The organism is Streptomyces sp. SYP-A7185 (assembly GCF_046103685.1).
GTDB lineage: Bacteria > Actinomycetota > Actinomycetes > Streptomycetales > Streptomycetaceae > Streptomyces.
Genome location: NZ_CP122310.1, coordinates 1,973,018 through 1,991,953, shown reverse-complemented (window position 1 = coordinate 1,991,953; position 18,936 = coordinate 1,973,018). Strand labels below are relative to the sequence as shown.

The window sequence follows — 18,936 nt, the reverse complement described above, 5'->3', positions numbered from 1 at the left end:
GGGCACGGACCGGTGAAACTCTCAGGTTGAGATGACAGAGGGGGAGGCCGTCCGGGTACCCGTGCCGTGGTGCCCCTCGCAGGTCGCGTCGACCAGGAGGCCTCCGCAATGACCGCCACTCCTCGTATCCCGCTCTCGGAGCTCGAACAGGGCATTCCCTTCGAGCAGCGGCACATCGGTCCCGATGCCGAGGCACGGGCCAAGATGCTCGCGCAGGTGGGATACGGCTCGCTCGACGAGCTGACCGCCGCCGCCGTGCCGGATGTGATCAAGAACGCCGAGGCGCTGAACCTCCCCGGAGCGCGCACCGAGGCCGAGGTCCTGGCCGAACTGCGTTCCCTCGCGGACCGCAACCAGGTGCTCGACTCCATGATCGGGCTCGGTTACTACGGGACCTTCACGCCGCCCGTGATCCTGCGGAACGTCATGGAGAACCCGGCCTGGTACACCGCGTACACGCCGTACCAGCCCGAGATCTCCCAGGGGCGGCTCGAAGCGCTGCTCAACTTCCAGACCGTCGTCGCCGAGCTGACCGGCCTGCCCACGTCCGGCGCCTCGCTGCTGGACGAGGGCACGGCCGCCGCCGAGGCCATGGCGCTCTCGCGGCGCATGGGCAAGGTCAAGAACGGCGTCTTCCTCGTCGACGCCGACGCCCTGCCGCAGACCATCGCCGTGATCCAGACCCGCGCCGAGCCGACCGGTGTCGAGGTCGTCGTCGCCGATCTGAGCGAGGGCATCCCGGCCGAGGTCGCCGAGCGCGGTGTCGTCGGCGTCCTGATCCAGTACCCCGGCGCGTCCGGTGCCGTCCGCGACATCAAGCCCGTCATCGACCAGGCGCACGAGCTCGGTGCCGTCGTCTCCGTCGCCGCCGACCTGCTGGCCCTGACGCTGCTCACCTCGCCCGGCGAGCTGGGCGCGGACATCGCCGTCGGCACGACGCAGCGCTTCGGCGTCCCGATGGGCTTCGGCGGCCCGCACGCCGGATACATGGCGGTGCGCGAGAAGTTCGCGCGCAGCCTGCCGGGCCGGCTCGTCGGTGTCTCCGTGGACGCGGACGGCAACAAGGCCTACCGCCTCGCCCTGCAGACCCGTGAGCAGCACATCCGCCGCGAGAAGGCCACCAGCAACATCTGTACCGCGCAGGTGCTGCTCGCCGTGATGGCCGGAATGTACGCGGTCTACCACGGTCCCGAGGGGCTCAGGTCCATCGCCCGGCGTACCCACCGCTACGCCACCGTCCTCGCCGCCGGGCTCACCGCGGGCGGGGTCGAGGTCGTGCACGGCGCGTACTTCGACACGCTGACCGTGCGGGTGCCCGGCCGGGCCGACGAGTTCGTCGCCGCGGCCCGCGAGGGCGGCGTCAACATCCACCAGATCGACGCCGACCACGTCTCCCTGGCCTGCGACGAGACCACCACGCGCAAGCAGCTGGCGGCGGTCTGGAGCGCGTTCGGCGTCGAGGCCGACGTCGAGGCGCTCGATGAGCGGACCGCGGACACGCTTCCCGCGGACCTGCTGCGCGAGGACGAGTACCTCACGCACCCCGTCTTCCACCAGTACCGCTCCGAGACCGCGATGCTGCGCTACCTGCGCAAGCTGGCCGACCGCGACTACGCGCTCGACCGCGGCATGATCCCGCTGGGCTCCTGCACCATGAAGCTCAACGCGACCACGGAGATGGAGCCGGTCACCTGGCCCGAGTTCGGCCAGCTGCACCCCTTCGCCCCCGCCCAGCAGGCGCAGGGCTATCTGACGCTCATCCGTGAGCTGGAGGAGCGGCTCGCCGAGGTCACCGGCTACGACAAGGTCTCGCTCCAGCCCAACGCCGGTTCGCAGGGCGAGCTGGCCGGACTGCTCGCCGTGCGCGGCTACCACCGCGCCAACGGCGACGAGCAGCGCACCGTCTGCCTCATCCCGTCCTCCGCGCACGGCACGAACGCCGCGAGCGCGGTGATGGCCGGCATGAAGGTCGTCGTCGTGAAGACCAGCGACGACGGCGAGATCGACGTCGAGGACCTGCGCGCCAAGATCGAGAAGCACCGCGACGAGCTGTCGGTTCTGATGATCACCTACCCGTCCACGCACGGCGTGTTCGAGGAGCACGTCGCCGACATCTGCGCCTCCGTGCACGAGGCGGGCGGTCAGGTGTACGTCGACGGCGCCAACCTCAACGCCCTGGTGGGTCTCGCCCAGCCCGGCAAGTTCGGCGGCGACGTCTCGCACCTGAACCTGCACAAGACGTTCTGCATCCCGCACGGCGGCGGTGGCCCCGGCGTCGGCCCGGTCGGCGTGCGCGAGCACCTCGCCCCGTACCTGCCCAACCACCCGCTCCAGCCCGCCGCGGGTCCCGAGACCGGTGTCGGTCCCATCTCCGCGGCGCCCTGGGGCTCGGCCGGAATCCTGCCGATCTCCTGGTCGTACGTACGCCTCATGGGCGGCGAGGGCCTCAAGCGCGCCACGCAGGTCGCGGTGCTCTCCGCGAACTACATCGCCAAGCGCCTCGAGCCGCACTTCCCGGTGCTCTACACCGGCCCCGGCGGCCTCGTCGCGCACGAGTGCATCATCGATCTGCGGCCGATCAGCAAGGCGACCGGCGTCAGCGTCGACGACATCGCCAAGCGGCTCATCGACTACGGCTTCCACGCGCCGACCATGTCGTTCCCGGTGGCCGGCACGCTGATGATCGAGCCGACCGAGAGCGAGGACCTGGTCGAGATCGACCGGTTCTGCGAGGCGATGATCAGCATCCGCGCGGAGATCGAGAAGGTCGGCGGCGACTGGCCCGCCGAGGACAACCCGCTGCGCAACGCCCCGCACACCGCCGCCGCGCTCGGCGGCGAGTGGGAGCACGCCTACAGCCGCGAGGAGGCCGTCTTCCCGGCCGGCGTCGTGGCCGCCGACAAGTACTGGCCGCCGGTGCGCCGCATCGACCAGGCGTACGGCGACCGGAACCTCGTCTGCTCGTGCCCGCCGCTGGACGCGTACGAGGACTGATATCGGGGTCCCGAACATGCGTGGGGGCCGGTCCGGAGGTTGTTCTCTCCGGGTCGGCCCCTTTGTGTTGTCCGTGCCGTGCCGTCGTGCGCTCGCGCGTCAGGCGGCGGTCATGATCTTGTCGGTGCCCAGCGGTCGGTGCGGGGCGATGATCTGGCCGTCCGGCAGCAGCTCACCGGTGTCCTCGAAGAGAAGGACGCCGTTGCACAGCAGGCTCCAGCCCTGCTCCGGGTGGCTCGCCATGAGGAGCGCGGCTTCCCGGTCGGCGGAGTCGGCTGTCGGGCACGGTGGTTGGTGCTGGCACATGGAAGGGTTCTTTCGCTGCGATGTGATGGCTGTGACGTCTGCCTTGCGACTCGATGCGGTGTTCATAACCGCCCCCCGTTCAGTCGGTCCGGTCCCAGTGTTGCCCTACGGGAGTCAATCCGCAGGGATTTCGCTGCAGCGCTCCTCACTGCTTAAAGACGTATCACCCGCCCGGACGGTTCAGCCCAACTGCACTGTCTCTTCGGGTGGTTCGGGGTGGTCATACCGGGCTAGTCCGTATGGGCATCTCACGCGCCGAGCCCCGCGGCCAAAAGCGGCGGCGGGGCACGGAGGCGTACGGCGAGGTCAGGCGGGCGAACCGAGCAGCGGTGCCGGGGTCATGCGGTGGGCGAGCGTGGCCAGGAGCTCGGTGGCGCGGTGCGGGAGGTGCGCCGCGATGCCCGGAGGCGCGGGAGCCAGGGGCACGAGGATGTCGGTGGGCGCGAGAGGGCCCTCCGTGCCGTCCGCGGTGCAGTCGCCGTGCAACCAAAGTGTCAGCATGTAAAGCTCGGGTACCGACAAGAGACGTGGCTGGTACGGCATTGGCATTGCTTCGGCATGACGGAGGGCGCGCTCGGTGGACGCTATGTACGGACCCTCGAAGAAGTGCGAGAAGGTCCATCCGTCGGGCGTCAGCATCGTGTCCGCCGCGGCGACGGCCCGGTCGCCGGCCCGGATCAGGAAACGCCACCCGGCGAGCCGGGTGGGCGAGGTACCTGCCGGAGCGATCCTGTCGAGGACGTGGACGGGCAGCGGGAGTTCGGGGCTTGCGGGTCCCTGTGCGGCGCGCAGGGACGGGGTGCGGGCTTCGCGTACGGCGGTGGGTGAACCGAGTGCCGCGAGGACGCTGCGCAGGGCGGGCGCGGGAGCCGGGGGGACTTGCAGCGGCATGGTGGGTCGCCTCTCTCATTCGACAGGCACGGTGGAACGAGGACAGGTGCGGACGTCGCTGTCTGCTCCGGGGGCAGAAGGGCGGGGGACCTCAAGCGCCAACTCTCTGCCTCGTTCGCGGAGTTTATACGACACGTGTTCAGGCAGTGTTTCGTCTAACCGCACCCGATATTGCCTGCAAGACGTTATCCGGTCGCCATTTTGCGAATTTTAACCCGATTCCAGAAGGGCCCGGACGTTTGACCTCGGCTCCCGTCGCGGAAGTGGACGGCCGATTCTCGTCGGTGTTTTTCACCAGGCGTCGGCGCGAAGATTCACCGGCCAACCCCATGCCTGGTGAATGTGCCGCACGGACGTGGCAGAGAGCCTACTGGGCCGGGGGCATGTGCGGGGCGTTATCGATCACATTGCAGGGCATCATCCACCGAGACACAGCGGCCGGATCATTGGCTGCCCATCCGAGGAGGGGACGCTTCGATGGGGGAGAAGGTCGTAGCAGGAACGTTTGATCTGGCCGAGCGCAACCGGTATCGGACCAAGCTCAAGGAGTGTCTCGCGGGGCTGCGGAGGCTGCTGGACGAGGAGCGGTTCGACCGGCCCAAGAATCTGATGGGCGTGGAGATCGAGCTGAATCTCGCGGGGCCCGACGGCATGCCGAGAATGCTGAATGCCGAAGTACTCGAACGGATCGCGAGCCGCGACTTCCAGACGGAACTCGGCATGTTCAATCTTGAAGTCAATATCGCGCCGCACCGATTGGGCGGCCGTGTTCTCGACCGCCTCGCCGAGGAACTGCGCACCGGACTCGCCTATGCCCACCGGAAAGCGAACGAGGTGAACGCGGGCATCGTGATGATCGGCATTCTGCCGACGCTCGCCCACCACGACCTGGTCTCGGGAAACCTCTCCGACGTCGACCGCTACGCGCTGCTCAACGACCAGATCGTGGCTGCGCGCGGCGAGGAGTTCGTCCTGGACATCCAGGGCGTGGAGCGGCTGACCTGCACGTCCGCGTCGATCGCGCCCGAAGCGGCGTGCACGTCGGTGCAGTTGCATCTCCAGGTCACCCCGGGCCGGTTCGCCGACGTGTGGAACGCGGCCCAGGCCGTCGCCGCCGCACAGGTCGCCGTCGGCGCCAACGCCCCGTTCCTCTTCGGGCGCGAGCTGTGGCGCGAGTCGCGCCCGCCGCTGTTCCTTCAGTCCACCGACACCCGGCCGCCCGAGCTTCAGGCCCAGGGCGTGCGGCCGCGGACCTGGTTCGGCGAGCGCTGGATCAGTGACGCCTACGAGCTCTTCGAGGAGAACCTGCGCTATTTCCCCGCGCTGCTGCCCCTCGTGGACGACGAGGCACCGCTGGAGGTGCTCGACGACGGCCGCGTGCCGCAGCTGGCCGAACTGGTCCTGCACAACGGCACCGTCTACCGCTGGAACCGCCCGGTGTACGGCATCGCGGGCGGTGTCCCGCACCTTCGGGTGGAGAATCGCGTCCTGCCCGCCGGCCCCACCGTCACCGACGTCATCGCCAACGCCGCCTTCTACTACGGCGTCGTACGCGCCCTCGCCGAGGAACCAAAGCCCGTGTGGAACCGGCTGCCCTTCGAGGCCGCGGCCGACAACTTCGACACCGCGTGCCGCGACGGCATCGAGGCCCGGTTGCGCTGGCCGCGGCGCGGCCGGTCGGGCGGGCTCGTGGAGGTGCCCGCGGTCGCTCTCGTGCGCGACGAGCTGCTGCCGCTGGCGGCGGCCGGCCTCGACGCGTGGGGCGTGGAGCCGGCCGACCGGGACTTCTACCTGGGGGTCATCGAGGAGCGGTGCAGGCGCCGGGTCAACGGGGCGTCCTGGCAGGCGGCGACGTACCACCAGGCCCTGGAGACCGGCCTGGAGCGCGAGGCCGCGCTCGCCGCGACCACCCGCCGCTACGCCGAGCTGATGCACGCGGGCGACCCGGTGCACACCTGGCCGGTGGGGCTGCCGGAGCCCGCCGTCCTGAGCTGAGGCGCAGGGAGCGAGCCCGCCGTCCTGAGCTGAGGCGCGGGGAGCCCGCCGTCCTCAGCTGAGGCGCACGGAGGCGGGCGGCCTCAGCCGTGGCTGCCCGCCTCCATGATCGCCTTGAGGATGACCGCGTGGATCTGTGCCGGGTCGTCGACCTGGTGGCCCGATCCGCCGGTCGCCTCCGCGATCTGCACGACCTCCTCCTTGTCCGCGTTCGGGCCCACCGCGATGGCGATGAGCGGCACCGGGCGCTCGGGGTCGGAGAGGTCCTCCAGCTGCGCGATGAGGTTGCTGCGCGAGAGGGAGCCGGGGTCTTGGTTCACGCCGTCCGTGAGCACCACCAGCGCGTTGAACTTGCCGCGCGCGTAGGTGGACGTGGCCTCCTTGTACGCCGCGAGCGTGGTGTCGTACAGGCCGGTCGCGCCGCCCGGGATCGGCGCCAGATCGCTGAAGGCCTCCGAGACCTCGTCCCGCTGGGTGCCCCCGCCCTTGCGGGCGCCCAGGCGCTCGGTGGGGACGAGCTTGCGGTAGTCGCGCTCGCCGTCGAGGTGGGTGGCGAACTCCCAGAGGCCGATCTCGTCCTCGTCGGTGAATCCCGCGAGCGCCTGGAGCAGCGAGGACTTGGTGACCTCCATCCGGGACTGGTCGCGGCCCGGCACGAACTCGCCCATGGAGTCCGACACGTCGACGACCGTACTGATCCGGGCGCTCTGGACGGTGATCGTCCACATGCCGAGTGTCTCCTGGAGCTCCCTCTCGGAGGGCGGGTCGCTCGCCTCGTCGCCGTACGGCTGGGGCGTGCGGCCGCCGGCCGCCGTGACGAGCCTCGCCGACGGCTCCTCGGCGCCGGTCCGGAAACCGTGCTTCGCCAGGATCGCGCGGCCCGCGTCGTCGCCGAACAGGGTCATGAAGCGCAGGGCGGCCCGGCTCTGGTCGGTGGACAGCTCGTCCTCACGGACCAGCGTGTAGGGGTAGTCCAGGCGCGGTGAGCCGTCCTTCGGATAGAACATGTCCAGGCTGTTCTCCTCGCCCGCCGACGCGTTGTGGGTGAACGCGGCCTGCTCGGAGAGGATCAGCGCCTGGTTGCGCCGGGGGTTGCCCTGCTCGGTGCCCGACGCGTCGCGGGCCAGCGTGTCGAGGAGCTGCCCGTCGGTGTCGGACGTGCGGGCCGACAGTGCCTTGGCCATCGCGGCGGCCTGGGTGTCGCCGTCCTGGCCGCCCGACTTCTTCGCCGACGCGCCCAGCTTCGCGAGCGCCAGCAGCCCGGTCGCGCTGCGCGCGGGATCGGCGGCGCCCAGCCGCAGCTTCTCGCCCTTCATCGCCGCGCCGGTCAACTCCGGCCACGCGTACGTCTTCTCGGGCCAGCCCAGCTTCTCGGCGGCCGAGGGGACCATGGCCATGCCCACCGGCGAGGAGGCTATGTTCCCCGCGGGCGACACCTTGTTCTGGCCGCCGCCCAGGCCCACGCGCTGCAACCACAGCTCGGAGTCCGGCACCCACACGTCGTAGCCGGGATCGCCCTTGCCCGTGCGCAGCTCGTCGGCGATCTTGTACGGATCGCGGGCCGAGACCCGCACGTCGATGCAGGCCCCGTCGGACGTGACGTCCTTCTCGCGCGCGTCGTCGGCCGCCGCGCGCAGGGCGGGGGCGATGTCGGGGGCGGCGACGACGTCCAGCCGCACCGAGTCGTCGCGGCAGGCGCCGCCGAAGCTCAGCAGGTCGCTGCGGACGGCGACCGCCGTGCCCGCCGCGACCGTCAGGACGAGTGCCGTCGCGATGGCCACCGTGCGGCCGCGCGAACGGGGCCGAGGGTCGGGTGCGTCCGTCCCGTGCTCATCGGGCAAGCTGTGACGTCCCATGGCGGTGGTGCCCCTCCTCGAATGATGAAGCAAGGAAAGAGGGGGTGGCGTGACCGCAATCGGCGTCCGTCCCCCTCGGCCTGTCGCGCACGATCTTCGTAACTTCTTTCGAGACCCTAGCGGGACGAGGATGGGGATGAGGCGGGATTACTCAACTGGAGGCGGAGTGCAAGCGGAGTCCGGGCCGTTGGCCGGTTCTTTTCGGGGCGAGGGGCCATCGCGACGGATCCTCCGGGACGAGACGCTGCTCGTCCTGGCGCTCTCACTGGGCGCGAGCGGTGTGTCGGCGCTGATCAGCTTTGTCGGCTCGGTGACCAAGCCGGGTGGCCTCAAGGACCAGGCCGCGACGATGAACGCGTCGGCCGCTCCGGGGCGGCCATGGCTTGATCTCGCGTGGCAGTTGTTCGGCATCTCGACCGCGCTGGTGCCGGTGGCGCTGGTCGCGCACTTCCTGATCCGGGAGGGTGCCGGGCTGCGTTCGATCGGGTTCGACCGGAGCCGGCCGTGGCCGGACCTGGGGCGCGGGGCGGCGATCGCCGCGGTGATCGGCAGCACCGGGATCGCGTTCTATCTGGCGGCGCGCGGGCTGGGGTTCAACCTGACGGTGGTGCCGGAGGATCTGCCCGACGTGTGGTGGAAGTACCCGGTGCTCGTGCTGGCCGCGGTGCAGAACGCGGTGCTGGAGGAAGTCATCGTCGTCGGCTATCTGCTGCGCAGGTTCGGCCAGTTGGGGTGGACGCCGATGGCCGCCCTGGTCGGCAGCTCGGTGCTGCGTGGCTCGTACCACCTCTATCAGGGCATCGGCGGTTTCATCGGGAACATGGCGATGGGGGTGGTCTTCGTGCTCCTGTACCGGCGGTGGGGGCGGGTCGGGCCGCTGGTGGTGGCCCATTCGCTCCTCGACATCGGCGCGTTCGTCGGGTACGCGCTGCTCGCGGGCAAGGTGGGGTGGCTTCCCACTCCGTAGACGGCCGGGCGGCCGGGCGGCCGGGCGGTTCTGTGCGGGGACGCCGCTGTGGGGACGTGCGACCGGGTCGGTCGTACGTCCCCACGGTGATGTCAGGGGCACGGGTCGTCAGGCGTACAGGTCGCCCTCGATGACGGTGACCGCGCGGCCCGTGAGGAAGGTGCGGTCGCCGCGCAGCTCCGTGCGGACGAGGCCGCTGCGGGCCGAGGCCTGGAGGCCGGTGAGCTCCGTGCGGCCCAGGCGCCGGGACCAGAAGGGGGCAAGCGCCGTGTGGGCGCTGCCGGTCACCGGGTCCTCGTCGATGCCAACGCGCGGGAAGAAGCCGCGGGAGACGAAGTCGTAGCCGCGGGAGGGGTCTTCGGCGGGCGCGGTGGCGATGATGCCGCGCTCGGAGTGCCGGATCAGGGCCTTGTGGTCCGGGGTGAGCGCGCGGACCGTCTTCTCGTCGGCGAGCTCGACCAGCAGGTCGCCGAGGTTCGCGCCCGCGTCGTACGCGGCGAGCGGTTCGGCGCCGAGGGCTTGTGCCACGCCGTCGGGGATCGCGGTCGGGGTCAGCGGGGCGGTCGGGAAGTCCATGGTGATGGTGCCGTCGTCGTGCGCGGTCGTGGTCAGGACGCCGCTGCGGGTGGCGAACCGTACGGGGCCCTGGGCGGCGCCGGTGGCCCGGAGGACGTGGGCCGTGGCGAGGGTGGCGTGGCCGCAGAGGTCGACCTCGGTGGCGGGCGTGAACCACCGCAGCGCCCAGTCGGCCCCACCGCCCGCGGGGAGGCGGTGCGCGAAGGCGGTCTCGGCGTGGTTGACCTCCGTCGCCACGTTCTGGAGCCAGGCGTCCTCCGGGAAGGCGTCGAGCAGGAGGACCCCCGCGGGGTTGCCCGCGAAGGGGCGGTCGGTGAAGGCGTCGACGATGCGGATGCGGTGAGGAGTCGTCATGCCGTCGACGCTAGCGGGCCAATGCGGGGCCACGACAAGGCCAATCGGGGGTGGGTGGCCCGATTGGTGGCACGGGCCGTCGCGTGGCTGCGTGGTGCGGCGCCCTCTGACCTGCTGCTTTGTCCGACTTGCCGCAAAAGCTTGTCAGGCGAGCTGTTGCGATATATCGTTGAGGCATCGCGACAGATCAACGATGGCGCGATAGATCAGAACACCACGACACGTGCGCACCTGTACGGCGGCACGTAAAAAGGAGTGATTGTCATGCGTTCCCACGGACATGAACACGAGCACGGACGAGGAAAGTGCGGCCCCGGCCACGAGGGCCGCGGCGGCTTCGAGGGGCGGCGCGCGGCGTTCGGCCCCTTCGGACCCGGTTTCGGCGGCCCCGGTGGCGGGCCCGGCGGCCCCTGGGGCGGTCGCGGCGGCAGGGGCGGTCCGCGAGGCAGGGCGAGGCGCGGCGACGTACGCGCGTCGATCCTGGCCCTCCTGAAGGACCGGCCGATGCACGGCTACGAAATGATCCAGGAGATCGCCGAGCGCAGCGGCGGGGCGTGGAAGCCCAGCCCCGGTTCGGTCTACCCGACCCTCCAGCTCCTGGAGGACGAGGGCCTGATCAGCAGCGCGAGCGAGGGCGGCAAGAAGCTCTTCTCGCTCACCGACGCCGGTCGTACCGCGGCCGACGAAGGTCCCGACGCGCCTTGGGAAGAGGCCGGGCGCGGGGTCGACTGGGAAGCCCTGGGTGAGATCCGGCAGGCCGGTTTCGGTCTCATGGAGGCGTTCGGGCAGGTCTGGAAGACCGGCAGCAAGGAGCAGCGCGAGAAGGCCGTCACGGTCATCAACGACGCGCGCAAGAAGCTGTACCTGATCCTCGCCGATGAGGACTGAGGCGGCGGGGGTCGACGATCCCCCTTGCCGTTGAGGCGCCCCGCACTTCGTGTGTGGGGCGCCTCTTTGCGTGGACGCCCTTCGGTGTGGGCGTCTTCTTGTCGTCGAGGGAGGGGACGGCCGAGAGGGGCGACGGGATGCGGGAGGCGGAGAGGGGGTCAGGTCACCAGGCCCGCGAGTTTCCGCAGCGACTCGTTCAGGGCGGCCGTCGCCGAGTCCTTCAGCTTGCCCGCCATCAGGGAGACCGCCGCGCCCGTGAAGTCCCCGTCTATGCGCACCTTCGTCGCGTCGCCCTCGGGGGCGAGGCTGTAGCGGGTGCCGACCGTGACGCCCATCGGGCCCTTGCCCCTGATCGCCAGGGTCCGCTCGCTCTCCAGTTCCTCGACCGTCCAGTTCACCTCGGCCGGGAAGCCCATCAGCTTCATGTTCTCCGCGAACGTGCCGCCCGTCTCCAGCGTGGTGGGCGCGCCCTGGGGGAAGCTGGTGTGCGTGGCGTTCCATTCGCCGTACGAGGAGAAGTCGGTGAGCTGGGCCCAGACCTTCTCGACGGGCGCCTCGATCCGTGCTTCCGCGCTGACTTCGGCCATGCGACGACCCCTTCGTTTCGGGCGCTGCGGCGAGGCGCAGCTGCGGTGTCGCGGAACGTAGCCGCAGGGCCTTGAACATTCAATACTGATGAACCGTCAGATCTGCGAAGGCCTCCGGCGATGCTGCCCGGAATCGGGTCGGGTACTGTTGCCCTCCCCCGCGACGGACGCGGGAAGTCGGACCCAGGAGGTGAGACCCATTACCGCAGCAGCAGGTCGGGTGCTCCCCCTTCGCGACCGCGCGGTTCACCCGGCATAGGTGACCGAGGGAGCCCCACAGGCGTCCCGAAAGGTTTCTCTTCGCATGTCGGTCTCACCTTCTTCACCCGCGTCATCGGCGTCACCCCCATCACCAGGGTCACCGGGGACATCTCCGTCACCTTCGTCGTCCGGGGCGGCGCCCATACCGTCGCTCACGCCTTCCGCCGTGGTCACCCGGCTGCGCGCCGCCGGGTGTGTCTTCGCCGAGGACGAGGCCCGGTTGCTCGTCGGCGCCGCGCGTGACGCCGCCGAACTCGACGCCATGGTGCGGCGGCGCGTCCTCGGCCAGCCGCTGGAACACGTGCTGGGCTGGGCGGAGTTCCGTGGGCTGCGCATCGCGGTGGACGTGGGGGTCTTCGTGCCCCGGCGGCGCACCGAGTTCCTGGTGCGGCAGGCCGCCGCCCTGGCCGGGCCCGGAGCGGTCGTCGTCGATCTGTGCTGCGGCTCGGGTGCGCTGGGGGCCGCTCTGGGTGCCGCCGTCGGCCGCATCGAGCTGCACGCCGCCGACATCGACCCGGTCGCCGTGCGGTGCGCGCGGGGCAACCTCGCCGGTGTCGGGGGACGGGTGTACGAGGGTGATCTCTACGATCCGCTGCCGGATGCGCTCCTGGGCCGCGTCGACGTCCTGCTGGCGAACGTCCCCTACGTACCCACCGAAGAGGTCGGGCTGCTGCCGGCGGAAGCCCGTGACCACGAGGCGCGGGTGGCGCTCGACGGCGGGGCGGATGGTCTCGACGTCCTGCGGCGGGTGACCGCGGACGCGGCGCGCTGGCTGGCTCCGGGCGGCCGGCTGCTGTTCGAGACGAGCGAGCGGCAGGTGCCGTACGCGCTGGAGGCGGTCGCCGCCGGCGGTCTCGTGCCGCGCTCGGTGAGCGACGAGGAGATGTACGCGACGGTGGTCATCGGGACGCGTCGCGCGTAGGCCGGAGGCCGAACCGAAGGCCGGAGCAAAGGCCGGACCAGAGGCCGAGCCCAAAGGCCGTGGACGGTGGGGGGATCAGCCGACCGCGCGTATCTCCGCCGCGTCGAAGAGGTCGCACGCCCTGGGGAACGGGCCCTCGTCGTGGCAGTGCCAGGCTTCCCAGAAGAGGTCGGCGGGCAGCGCGTTTTCGGGCGCGTACACCCGGTACACGTACTGCCTGCCGTCTATTGCCGGCAGCGCGACCATCCAGGACCTGCACTCCATGCCTGGGAGACGAGTGGCGGGTGCGCCGTGGTTGCGTTCCGGCGTGAATCAAGGCGGCGCGCGCCCCTCGGGGAAGAACAGCCAGATCTCATCCGTAAGGAGGAGAAGCCGCTCATGCGTACCCAACCTGTGTCGGACGCGAAGATGCTTCCCGCCGCCGATGACGCCGTGTCCGGGGACTGATGGGGTGGGAGGTGTGCAAAGCCGTACCCCGCCGGGCGCCGAGCCCGGCCCGACCCGAACAGAGACCGACTCCCGACTGAGTGCCGCGCTGGCGTCGGTGGTGGCCGGCGCGCGCCGGCGCGCGGTCCGGGACGGGGACCGGCAGATCGACACCGCGCATCTGCTGCACTCCCTGCTGGAGACCGACCCCGATGTGCGGGCGGTCTTCGAAGGGGCCCAAGTGGTGCGGCTCCTCGGCTATCTCGTCCAGCGCAGCATCGGGTACGGCCTCCAGTGGCAGGGGACGGTCGAGGACTCCGGGGCGGTGCCGATGGTGGGCGCGACGGGTTCGGCCGCATCCGCGAAGGAGACCGGCTGGTCGCCGTCCGCGAGCGCCGCCATGGAGACGGCCGTCGAGCGGGCCGACCGCCGCGGCGCACCGCACGCGCGGGGCCTCGACCTCCTGGCGGGACTGCTCGCCGATCCGGACAACCGCGCGGTCGCGGTGCTGGCGCGGGCCGGGGCCGAGGCGCGGGTGATCCTCGGGCGGATCGAGGCCTATCCGTACGCCGAGACGTCCGCCGATTGAGACAGGGTCTATCGGGGATGACGCTCATGACACGTCCTGCCATGATGTGCCCGTGCAAGCGTCTTCGGGGAAACAGGCAGGCTCGCGGCTGAGCCGGGGGAGAGGCGTCGGACTGGGGCTTGCCCTGGGGTCGGCGGTCGCTTTCGGCGGCTCGGGCGTCGCGGCCAAGCCGCTCATCGAGGCGGGCCTCGACCCGCTCCACGTGGTGTGGCTGCGGGTGGCGGGCGCCGCCCTGGTGATGCTGCCGGTCGCCTGGCGCCACCGCGGACTGCTGCTGCGCAGGCCCGCGCTGCTCCTCGGCTTCGGCCTGCTCGCCGTGGCCGGTGTCCAGGCCTGCTACTTCGCGGCGATCTCCCGCATCCCCGTGGGCGTCGCGCTCCTGGTCGAATATCTCGCGCCGGCGCTCGTCCTCGGCTGGGTGCGCTTCGTGCAGCGGCGGCCCGTGACGCGCGCGGCCGCGGTGGGCGTGGTCCTCGCGGTCGGCGGGCTCGCCTGTGTCGTCGAGGTGTGGGCCGGGCTGAGCTTCGACGCCGTGGGCCTGCTGCTCGCGCTGGGCGCCGCGTGCTGCCAGGTCGGCTACTTCGTCCTGTCCGACCAGGGCAGCGACGCGGGCGACGACGCTCCCGATCCGCTCGGCGTCATCGCGTACGGACTGCTCATCGGTGCCGTGGTGCTGACCGTCGTGGCGCGGCCCTGGGGCATGGACTGGACGGTGCTCGCCGGGAGCGCGGACATGAACGGCACGGCGGTGCCCGCGTGGGTGCTGATCGGCTGGATCGTGCTCATCGCGACCGTCGTGGCGTACGTGACCGGGGTGCTCTCGGTGCGTCGGCTCTCTCCGCAGGTGGCGGGCGTCGTCGCCTGTCTCGAAGCGGTCATCGCCACCGTGCTCGCCTGGGTCATGCTGGGCGAGCACCTGTCGGCGCCGCAGATCATCGGGGGTGCGGTGGTCCTCGCCGGGGCGTTCATCGCCCAGTCGGCCACGCCCGTGAAGCCGCCTCAGGGGCCGACCGCGGGCGGGCTGCCGGAGCCGGAAGAGCAGTTGTCGTCGACCCGTACCGCCGTCTAGGGTGTTGATCATGCATTCACGCGCGCTCGTTCTTCCGCCCCCCGCCGCTTAGGCGCGGGCGCTTCTGGAAGCACATCCGGCCGGTGGCCGGATGGAACGAATGACGCTGCCCGCAGACGGAGCCAGGGACCTTCCTCTTCCTTTCTGCGGAGAACTCACGTGTCGAATGTGTCGACTGCTGCCTCCGGCCTGTCCGTCGGACGCGGCCTCTTCTATCTGATCGTCGCCGGTACGGCCTGGGGCACCGCCGGTGCCGCGGCCGCGCTGGTCTTCGAAGCCAGTGACATGGGCCCGGTCAGCCTGTCCTTCTGGCGCTGCGCGGGCGGCTTCGTGCTGCTTTTCGCCGTCCGTGCGCTGCGGGCACGCCGGCGGTCCGGGGCGATGGCCGGCGCCGCGAGCGCGCCGCTCCGGCAGCGGCTGCCGCGGATCGTGGCGACCGGTGTGGCGCTCGCGGTGTTCCAGACCGCCTACTTCGCCGCCGTCGAGTCGACCGGACTCGCGGTCGGCACGGTGGTCACCATGGGAGCGGGGCCCGTGCTCATCGCGCTCGGGGCGCGGTTCGGCATGGGGGAGCGGCTGGGGCGCGGCGGTGTCGTCGCGGTGGCCGGGGCGCTGGCCGGGCTCGCGGTGCTCGTCCTCGGCGGTGGCGGCGCGAGCGTGCGTCCGGCGGGCGTCGGGTGGGGGCTGCTGTCGGCCGCCGCGTACGCCACCATGACGCTGCTCACGCGGTGGTGGGGGCGGGACGGCGGCACCGACTCTTCCGACACCACGGTCTGGTCGTTCGCGGTGGTGTCGGTCTGCCTGCTGCCGCTGGCCGCGGTGGAGGGGCTCGTGCCGCACGCGGCGCAGCCGGGGCTGACGGGCCTGTACCTGCTGTACATCGTGGTGATCCCGACGGCGGTCGCCTACGCCCTGTACTTCGCGGGTGCCGCCGTCATCCGGTCCGCGACCGTCTCGGTGATCACGCTGCTCGAACCGCTGAGTGCCGCGGTCATCGCGGTCGTGCTGCTCGGTGAGGAACTGACCGTGCCGACGGTTCTCGGCACGCTCCTGATGCTGGCCGCGGTGACCGGGCTCGCTGTCGCGGAGACCCGGGGCGTGGCCGCGGCACGTCGTGAAGCAGCGCTGGTGTGAGGCCCTCGCGGGGCGCGGCCGTGGTGGCCGCGCCCCGCGCCGGGCTCTCGTCAGAGCTCGATCAGGTAGTCGGGGGCGTCGATCCCCGGGGCCAGGTCGGCGGACGGGATCAGAGGGTCGTGGCCCTTGCGCAGGGGGACCACGCCTGCCCAGTGGGGGAGGTCGAGGTCCTCGGGGTCGTCGTTCGGGCCGCCGGTGCGGACCTTGGCGGAGACCGCGGCGAGGTCGAGGCTGAGCACGGCGGTCGCCGCCAGCTCCTTCGCGTTCGCGGGACGGGAGTCGGCGGAGCGGCCCGGCACGACGTGGTCGACGAGCGCGTCGAGGGCGGTGCGCTTCTCCTCGGGATCCGTGACCTGGTGCGCCGTGCCGTGGATCACCACGGAGCGGTAGTTGATCGAGTGGTGGAAGGCCGACCTGGCGAGGACGAGGCCGTCGACGTGGGTGACGGTCAGGCAGACCGCGAGCCCCGGGTCCTCCTGCGGGGCGGCGCCCGCCATCCGCAGCGGCCGGGAGCCCGTGGAACCGTGCACGTAGAGGCGCTCGCCCACCCGGCCGTACAGCGTCGGCAGGACGACCGGGGAGCCGTCACGCACGAAACCGAGGTGGCAGACGTAGGCCTCGTCGAGTATCGCGTGCACCAATTCCTGGTCGTACGCGGCGCGGTCCCGGCCGCGGGTGGGGACGGTGAGATCGGTCGGCGCGTACGAGGCGGTGCCGGTGGCCGTACTGGTGACCGTGCCGGTGGCGGTCTCGGCCCCGGTGTCGATGCCGGACCCGGATGCGACGCTCATTGCCTTCTCCATTACACTAGTGCATAATCTTGTTTGTGCTAGGAGAGTATCGGATCGAAGGCCGGCGTGCAGCTGAGATCGCTGCCAGCGTGGAGCGCGCGGTGGGCGGCGGTGACCTGGAGCCGGGTCAACTGCTCCCGCCGATGCGCGAGTTGGCCCAGGAACTCGGAGTGAATCCCAATACGGTGGCCGCCGCCTACCGCACCCTGCGCGAACGCGGCGTCATCGAGACGGCGGGGCGGCGCGGCAGCCGCGTACGCCCCAAGCCCGCGACCACCGTGCGCGAGCTGATCCGCGTGGACGTGCCGGACGGCGTGCGTGACGTGTCGAACGGCAATCCCGACACGGCGCTGCTCCCGCCCCTGGCCGGGGCGTTCGCGGCGGCGGCCGCGGAGGGCGACCGGCACCCCGTGCTGTACGGGGAAGAGGCGGTGGACCGCGAACTGACCCGCCACGCGCGCGTGGCCCTCGACGCGGACGGCGTCCCGGACGGTCCCGTCGCCGTCACCTCCGGATCCCTCGACGCCATCGAGCGCGTCCTCGCGGCGCACCTCAAGCCCGGTGACGCGGTGGCGGTGGAGGATCCCGGCTGGGGCAGCCTGCTCGACCTGATGCCGGTGCTCGGACTGCGCACGGTCCCGGTCGGCGTGGACGACGACGGCCCGCTCCCGGCCGACGTGGAGCAGGCGCTGCGGGGCGGTGTGCGGGCGCTCGTCGTCACCGACCGCGCCCAGAACCCGACGGGCGCCGCGATCAGCGCTCCCCGCGCGCGTGCGCTGCGACACGTCCTCTCCGCGCACCAGGACGTGCTGCTCGTCGAGGACGACCACGGGCACGCCATCGTCGATCTGCCCCTGCACCCGCTGGCCGGCGTGACCCGCAGCTGGGCCTTCATCCGCTCCACGGCCAAGGCGTACGGGCCCGATCTGCGGCTCGCCCTGCTCACGGGGGACGCCGTCACCGTCGACCGGGTCCAGGGGCGCCAGCGCCTGGGCCCCGGCTGGGTGAGTCACGTGTCGCAGCGAGCCGTCGTACGGCTGTGGACGGACGGGGCGGTGGACACGGGTCAGGTGGCCGCGTCGTACGGGAAGCGGCGGGACGCCCTGATCGCCGCGCTCGCCCTGCGGGGTGTCCCGGCGCACGGGCGCAGCGGCATGAACGTGTGGGTCCCCGTGCCGGACGAGACCGGTGCGGTCGCCAGGCTGCTGCACGCCGGATGGGCCGTCGCTCCCGGGGCGCGCTTCCGGATGAACGCGCGCCCCGGGGTGCGGATCACGGTGTCGACGCTCGGGGACGAGGACATCGAAGCGGTGGCGGACGCCGTCGCCTCCGCCACCGGCCCCGCGCCGGCCCGGCGCTATGAGTGAGGGCCGGCGCCCGCGTGGCGTCAGGGGCGGCCGGCTCGGTTCCGCGCCCGGGCGCGCGGCCTGGACTGGGTCAGGGCCGCGCCGGCCAGGATGACCACCGCGCCGACCGGCGTCGACCAGCTCAGGGACTCGCCGAGGACGGCGACGCCCGCCGCCGTGGCGATGACCGGGACGAAGTACGTGACCATCTGGGCCGTCGTCGGACCGACCTCGGCCACCAGGCCGTACTGGATCAGGAAGGCGAGCCCGGTGCCGACGGCACCCAGTGCCACGACGGCGAGGAGCGGCACCACCGGGAAGTGGGCGGGAAAGGACGTGAACAGCGGGGTCACCACGGCCAGCTCGACGGTCGCGACCAGCAGCTGCGCGCCGGTCAGCGAGAGGTTCGAGTGGCCGGATCCTGCCAGCGTACGGCGCACGTAGATCCAGCCGACCGGGTAGCTCAGCGAGGCGAGCAGCGCCATCGACGTGCCCCTGAGGTCGAGGCCGCTGAAGCCCTGCCAGGCGCCGAGCACCGTGAGTACGCCGAGGAAGCCGATGCCGAGCCCCGCGACCCGGCGCCGCGTCGGGCGGTCCTCGGAGAGCGCGACCATGGAGAGCGCCATGCCCCACAGGGGCGAGGTCGCGTTGCAGATGCCCGCGAGCGTGGACGGGATCGTCTGCTCCGCGTACGCGAAGAGCGAGAACGGCAGGGCGTTGAGGAGCAGCGCGGAGACGGCGAGGTGCCCCCAGGTCCGTGCCCCGCGCGGGAGCCGCCGGCGCTTCGCCACCAGGACCACCGCGACGACCGCGGTGCCGAACACCAGCCGCCCCCGGGGTGACCTGGAAGGGTGCGTACGCCTCCGTGCCGACCTTGATCAGCAGAAAGCTGAAGCCCCAGATCAGCGAGAGGACGCCGAAGCGCAACTGCCAGCCGAGGGGGCGGCGGCGCCGGGGTTCGGCGGGGGTGCTGAGGGCCGGGGG

The 18,936-nt window shown here is 71.6% G+C and carries 16 protein-coding genes and 1 pseudogene; 9 read left to right on the top strand and 8 right to left on the bottom strand.

Annotation, left to right across the window (positions count from 1 at the left end):
* Window positions 1-108: 108 nt before the first annotated feature.
* A complete protein-coding gene (gcvP, locus tag QBL25_RS08595) occupies window positions 109-2,994 on the top strand; it encodes an aminomethyl-transferring glycine dehydrogenase (RefSeq protein ID WP_409056426.1) in 2,886 nt (961 codons plus the stop codon).
* Window positions 2,995-3,093: 99 nt separating this feature from the next.
* Here gcvP and QBL25_RS08590 read toward each other — a convergent pair whose 3' ends face one another.
* Window positions 3,094-3,300 carry a DUF5999 family protein gene (locus QBL25_RS08590; RefSeq protein WP_361843540.1) on the bottom strand — a complete coding sequence of 69 codons (207 nt, stop codon included), beginning with the start codon at window positions 3,298-3,300 and terminating at the stop codon, window positions 3,094-3,096.
* A gap of 306 nt (window positions 3,301-3,606) precedes the next feature.
* Complete coding sequence (locus tag QBL25_RS08585) at window positions 3,607-4,191, bottom strand: hypothetical protein (RefSeq protein ID WP_409056425.1); 585 nt, start codon at window positions 4,189-4,191, stop codon at window positions 3,607-3,609.
* Between the two features lie 477 nt (window positions 4,192-4,668).
* On the opposite strand from QBL25_RS08585, the gene QBL25_RS08580 reads away from it, so the two are divergent.
* Window positions 4,669-6,186 (top strand): glutamate--cysteine ligase, encoded by a 1,518-nt coding sequence (locus tag QBL25_RS08580; protein WP_409056424.1) that lies wholly within the window; start codon window positions 4,669-4,671, stop codon window positions 6,184-6,186.
* Between the two features lie 83 nt (window positions 6,187-6,269).
* Here the strand turns inward: QBL25_RS08580 and QBL25_RS08575 are convergent, their stop codons facing one another.
* Window positions 6,270-8,042 (bottom strand): substrate-binding domain-containing protein, encoded by a 1,773-nt coding sequence (locus QBL25_RS08575; protein WP_409056423.1) that lies wholly within the window; start codon window positions 8,040-8,042, stop codon window positions 6,270-6,272.
* Window positions 8,043-8,208: 166 nt separating this feature from the next.
* Here QBL25_RS08575 and QBL25_RS08570 point away from each other — a divergent pair, with 166 nt between their 5' ends.
* Window positions 8,209-9,009, top strand: coding sequence for a CPBP family intramembrane glutamic endopeptidase (locus QBL25_RS08570; protein ID WP_409056422.1), 801 nt, complete (start codon window positions 8,209-8,211; stop codon window positions 9,007-9,009).
* A gap of 108 nt (window positions 9,010-9,117) precedes the next feature.
* On the opposite strand, the gene QBL25_RS08565 is transcribed toward QBL25_RS08570, so the two are convergent.
* On the bottom strand, window positions 9,118-9,939 hold the full coding sequence (locus tag QBL25_RS08565; protein ID WP_409056421.1) for a PhzF family phenazine biosynthesis protein: 822 nt from the start codon (window positions 9,937-9,939) through the stop codon (window positions 9,118-9,120).
* A gap of 264 nt (window positions 9,940-10,203) precedes the next feature.
* Here QBL25_RS08565 and QBL25_RS08560 point away from each other — a divergent pair, with 264 nt between their 5' ends.
* Entirely contained in the window at window positions 10,204-10,827 is a 624-nt protein-coding gene (locus QBL25_RS08560; RefSeq protein ID WP_409056420.1) for a PadR family transcriptional regulator, read from the top strand.
* Between the two features lie 158 nt (window positions 10,828-10,985).
* Here the strand turns inward: QBL25_RS08560 and QBL25_RS08555 are convergent, their stop codons facing one another.
* Complete coding sequence (locus QBL25_RS08555) at window positions 10,986-11,414, bottom strand: SRPBCC family protein (RefSeq protein WP_409056419.1); 429 nt, start codon at window positions 11,412-11,414, stop codon at window positions 10,986-10,988.
* A 304-nt stretch (window positions 11,415-11,718) separates the two neighbouring features.
* Between QBL25_RS08555 and QBL25_RS08550 the strand changes: the two genes are divergently transcribed.
* Window positions 11,719-12,597 (top strand): putative protein N(5)-glutamine methyltransferase, encoded by an 879-nt coding sequence (locus QBL25_RS08550; RefSeq protein WP_409056418.1) that lies wholly within the window; start codon window positions 11,719-11,721, stop codon window positions 12,595-12,597.
* Between the two features lie 75 nt (window positions 12,598-12,672).
* Here the strand turns inward: QBL25_RS08550 and QBL25_RS08545 are convergent, their stop codons facing one another.
* A complete protein-coding gene (locus tag QBL25_RS08545) occupies window positions 12,673-12,861 on the bottom strand; it encodes a hypothetical protein (protein WP_409056417.1) in 189 nt (62 codons plus the stop codon).
* A 196-nt stretch (window positions 12,862-13,057) separates the two neighbouring features.
* Here QBL25_RS08545 and QBL25_RS08540 point away from each other — a divergent pair, with 196 nt between their 5' ends.
* The 3 genes from QBL25_RS08540 to QBL25_RS08530 all read left to right on the top strand — a co-directional run bounded on the left by QBL25_RS08540 (window position 13,058) and on the right by QBL25_RS08530 (window position 15,815).
* Entirely contained in the window at window positions 13,058-13,612 is a 555-nt protein-coding gene (locus QBL25_RS08540) for a Clp protease N-terminal domain-containing protein (protein WP_409056416.1), read from the top strand.
* Window positions 13,613-13,664: 52 nt separating this feature from the next.
* Window positions 13,665-14,681 (top strand): EamA family transporter, encoded by a 1,017-nt coding sequence (locus QBL25_RS08535; RefSeq protein WP_409056415.1) that lies wholly within the window; start codon window positions 13,665-13,667, stop codon window positions 14,679-14,681.
* Between the two features lie 168 nt (window positions 14,682-14,849).
* Entirely contained in the window at window positions 14,850-15,815 is a 966-nt protein-coding gene (locus QBL25_RS08530; protein ID WP_409062584.1) for a DMT family transporter, read from the top strand.
* Between the two features lie 50 nt (window positions 15,816-15,865).
* Here QBL25_RS08530 and QBL25_RS08525 read toward each other — a convergent pair whose 3' ends face one another.
* The gene (locus tag QBL25_RS08525; protein ID WP_409056414.1) at window positions 15,866-16,606 is read right to left on the bottom strand and encodes a pyridoxamine 5'-phosphate oxidase family protein; all 741 of its coding nucleotides are present in this window, start codon (window positions 16,604-16,606) and stop codon (window positions 15,866-15,868) included.
* 35 nt (window positions 16,607-16,641) lie between these two features.
* Between QBL25_RS08525 and QBL25_RS08520 the strand changes: the two genes are divergently transcribed.
* Window positions 16,642-17,973, top strand: a complete 1,332-nt coding sequence (locus tag QBL25_RS08520) for an aminotransferase class I/II-fold pyridoxal phosphate-dependent enzyme (protein WP_409056413.1) — start codon at window positions 16,642-16,644, stop codon at window positions 17,971-17,973.
* A 20-nt stretch (window positions 17,974-17,993) separates the two neighbouring features.
* Here QBL25_RS08520 and QBL25_RS08515 read toward each other — a convergent pair.
* A pseudogene (locus tag QBL25_RS08515) lies at window positions 17,994-18,909 on the bottom strand (DMT family transporter); the annotation flags it as partial.
* Between the last annotated feature and the right edge of the window lie 27 nt (window positions 18,910-18,936).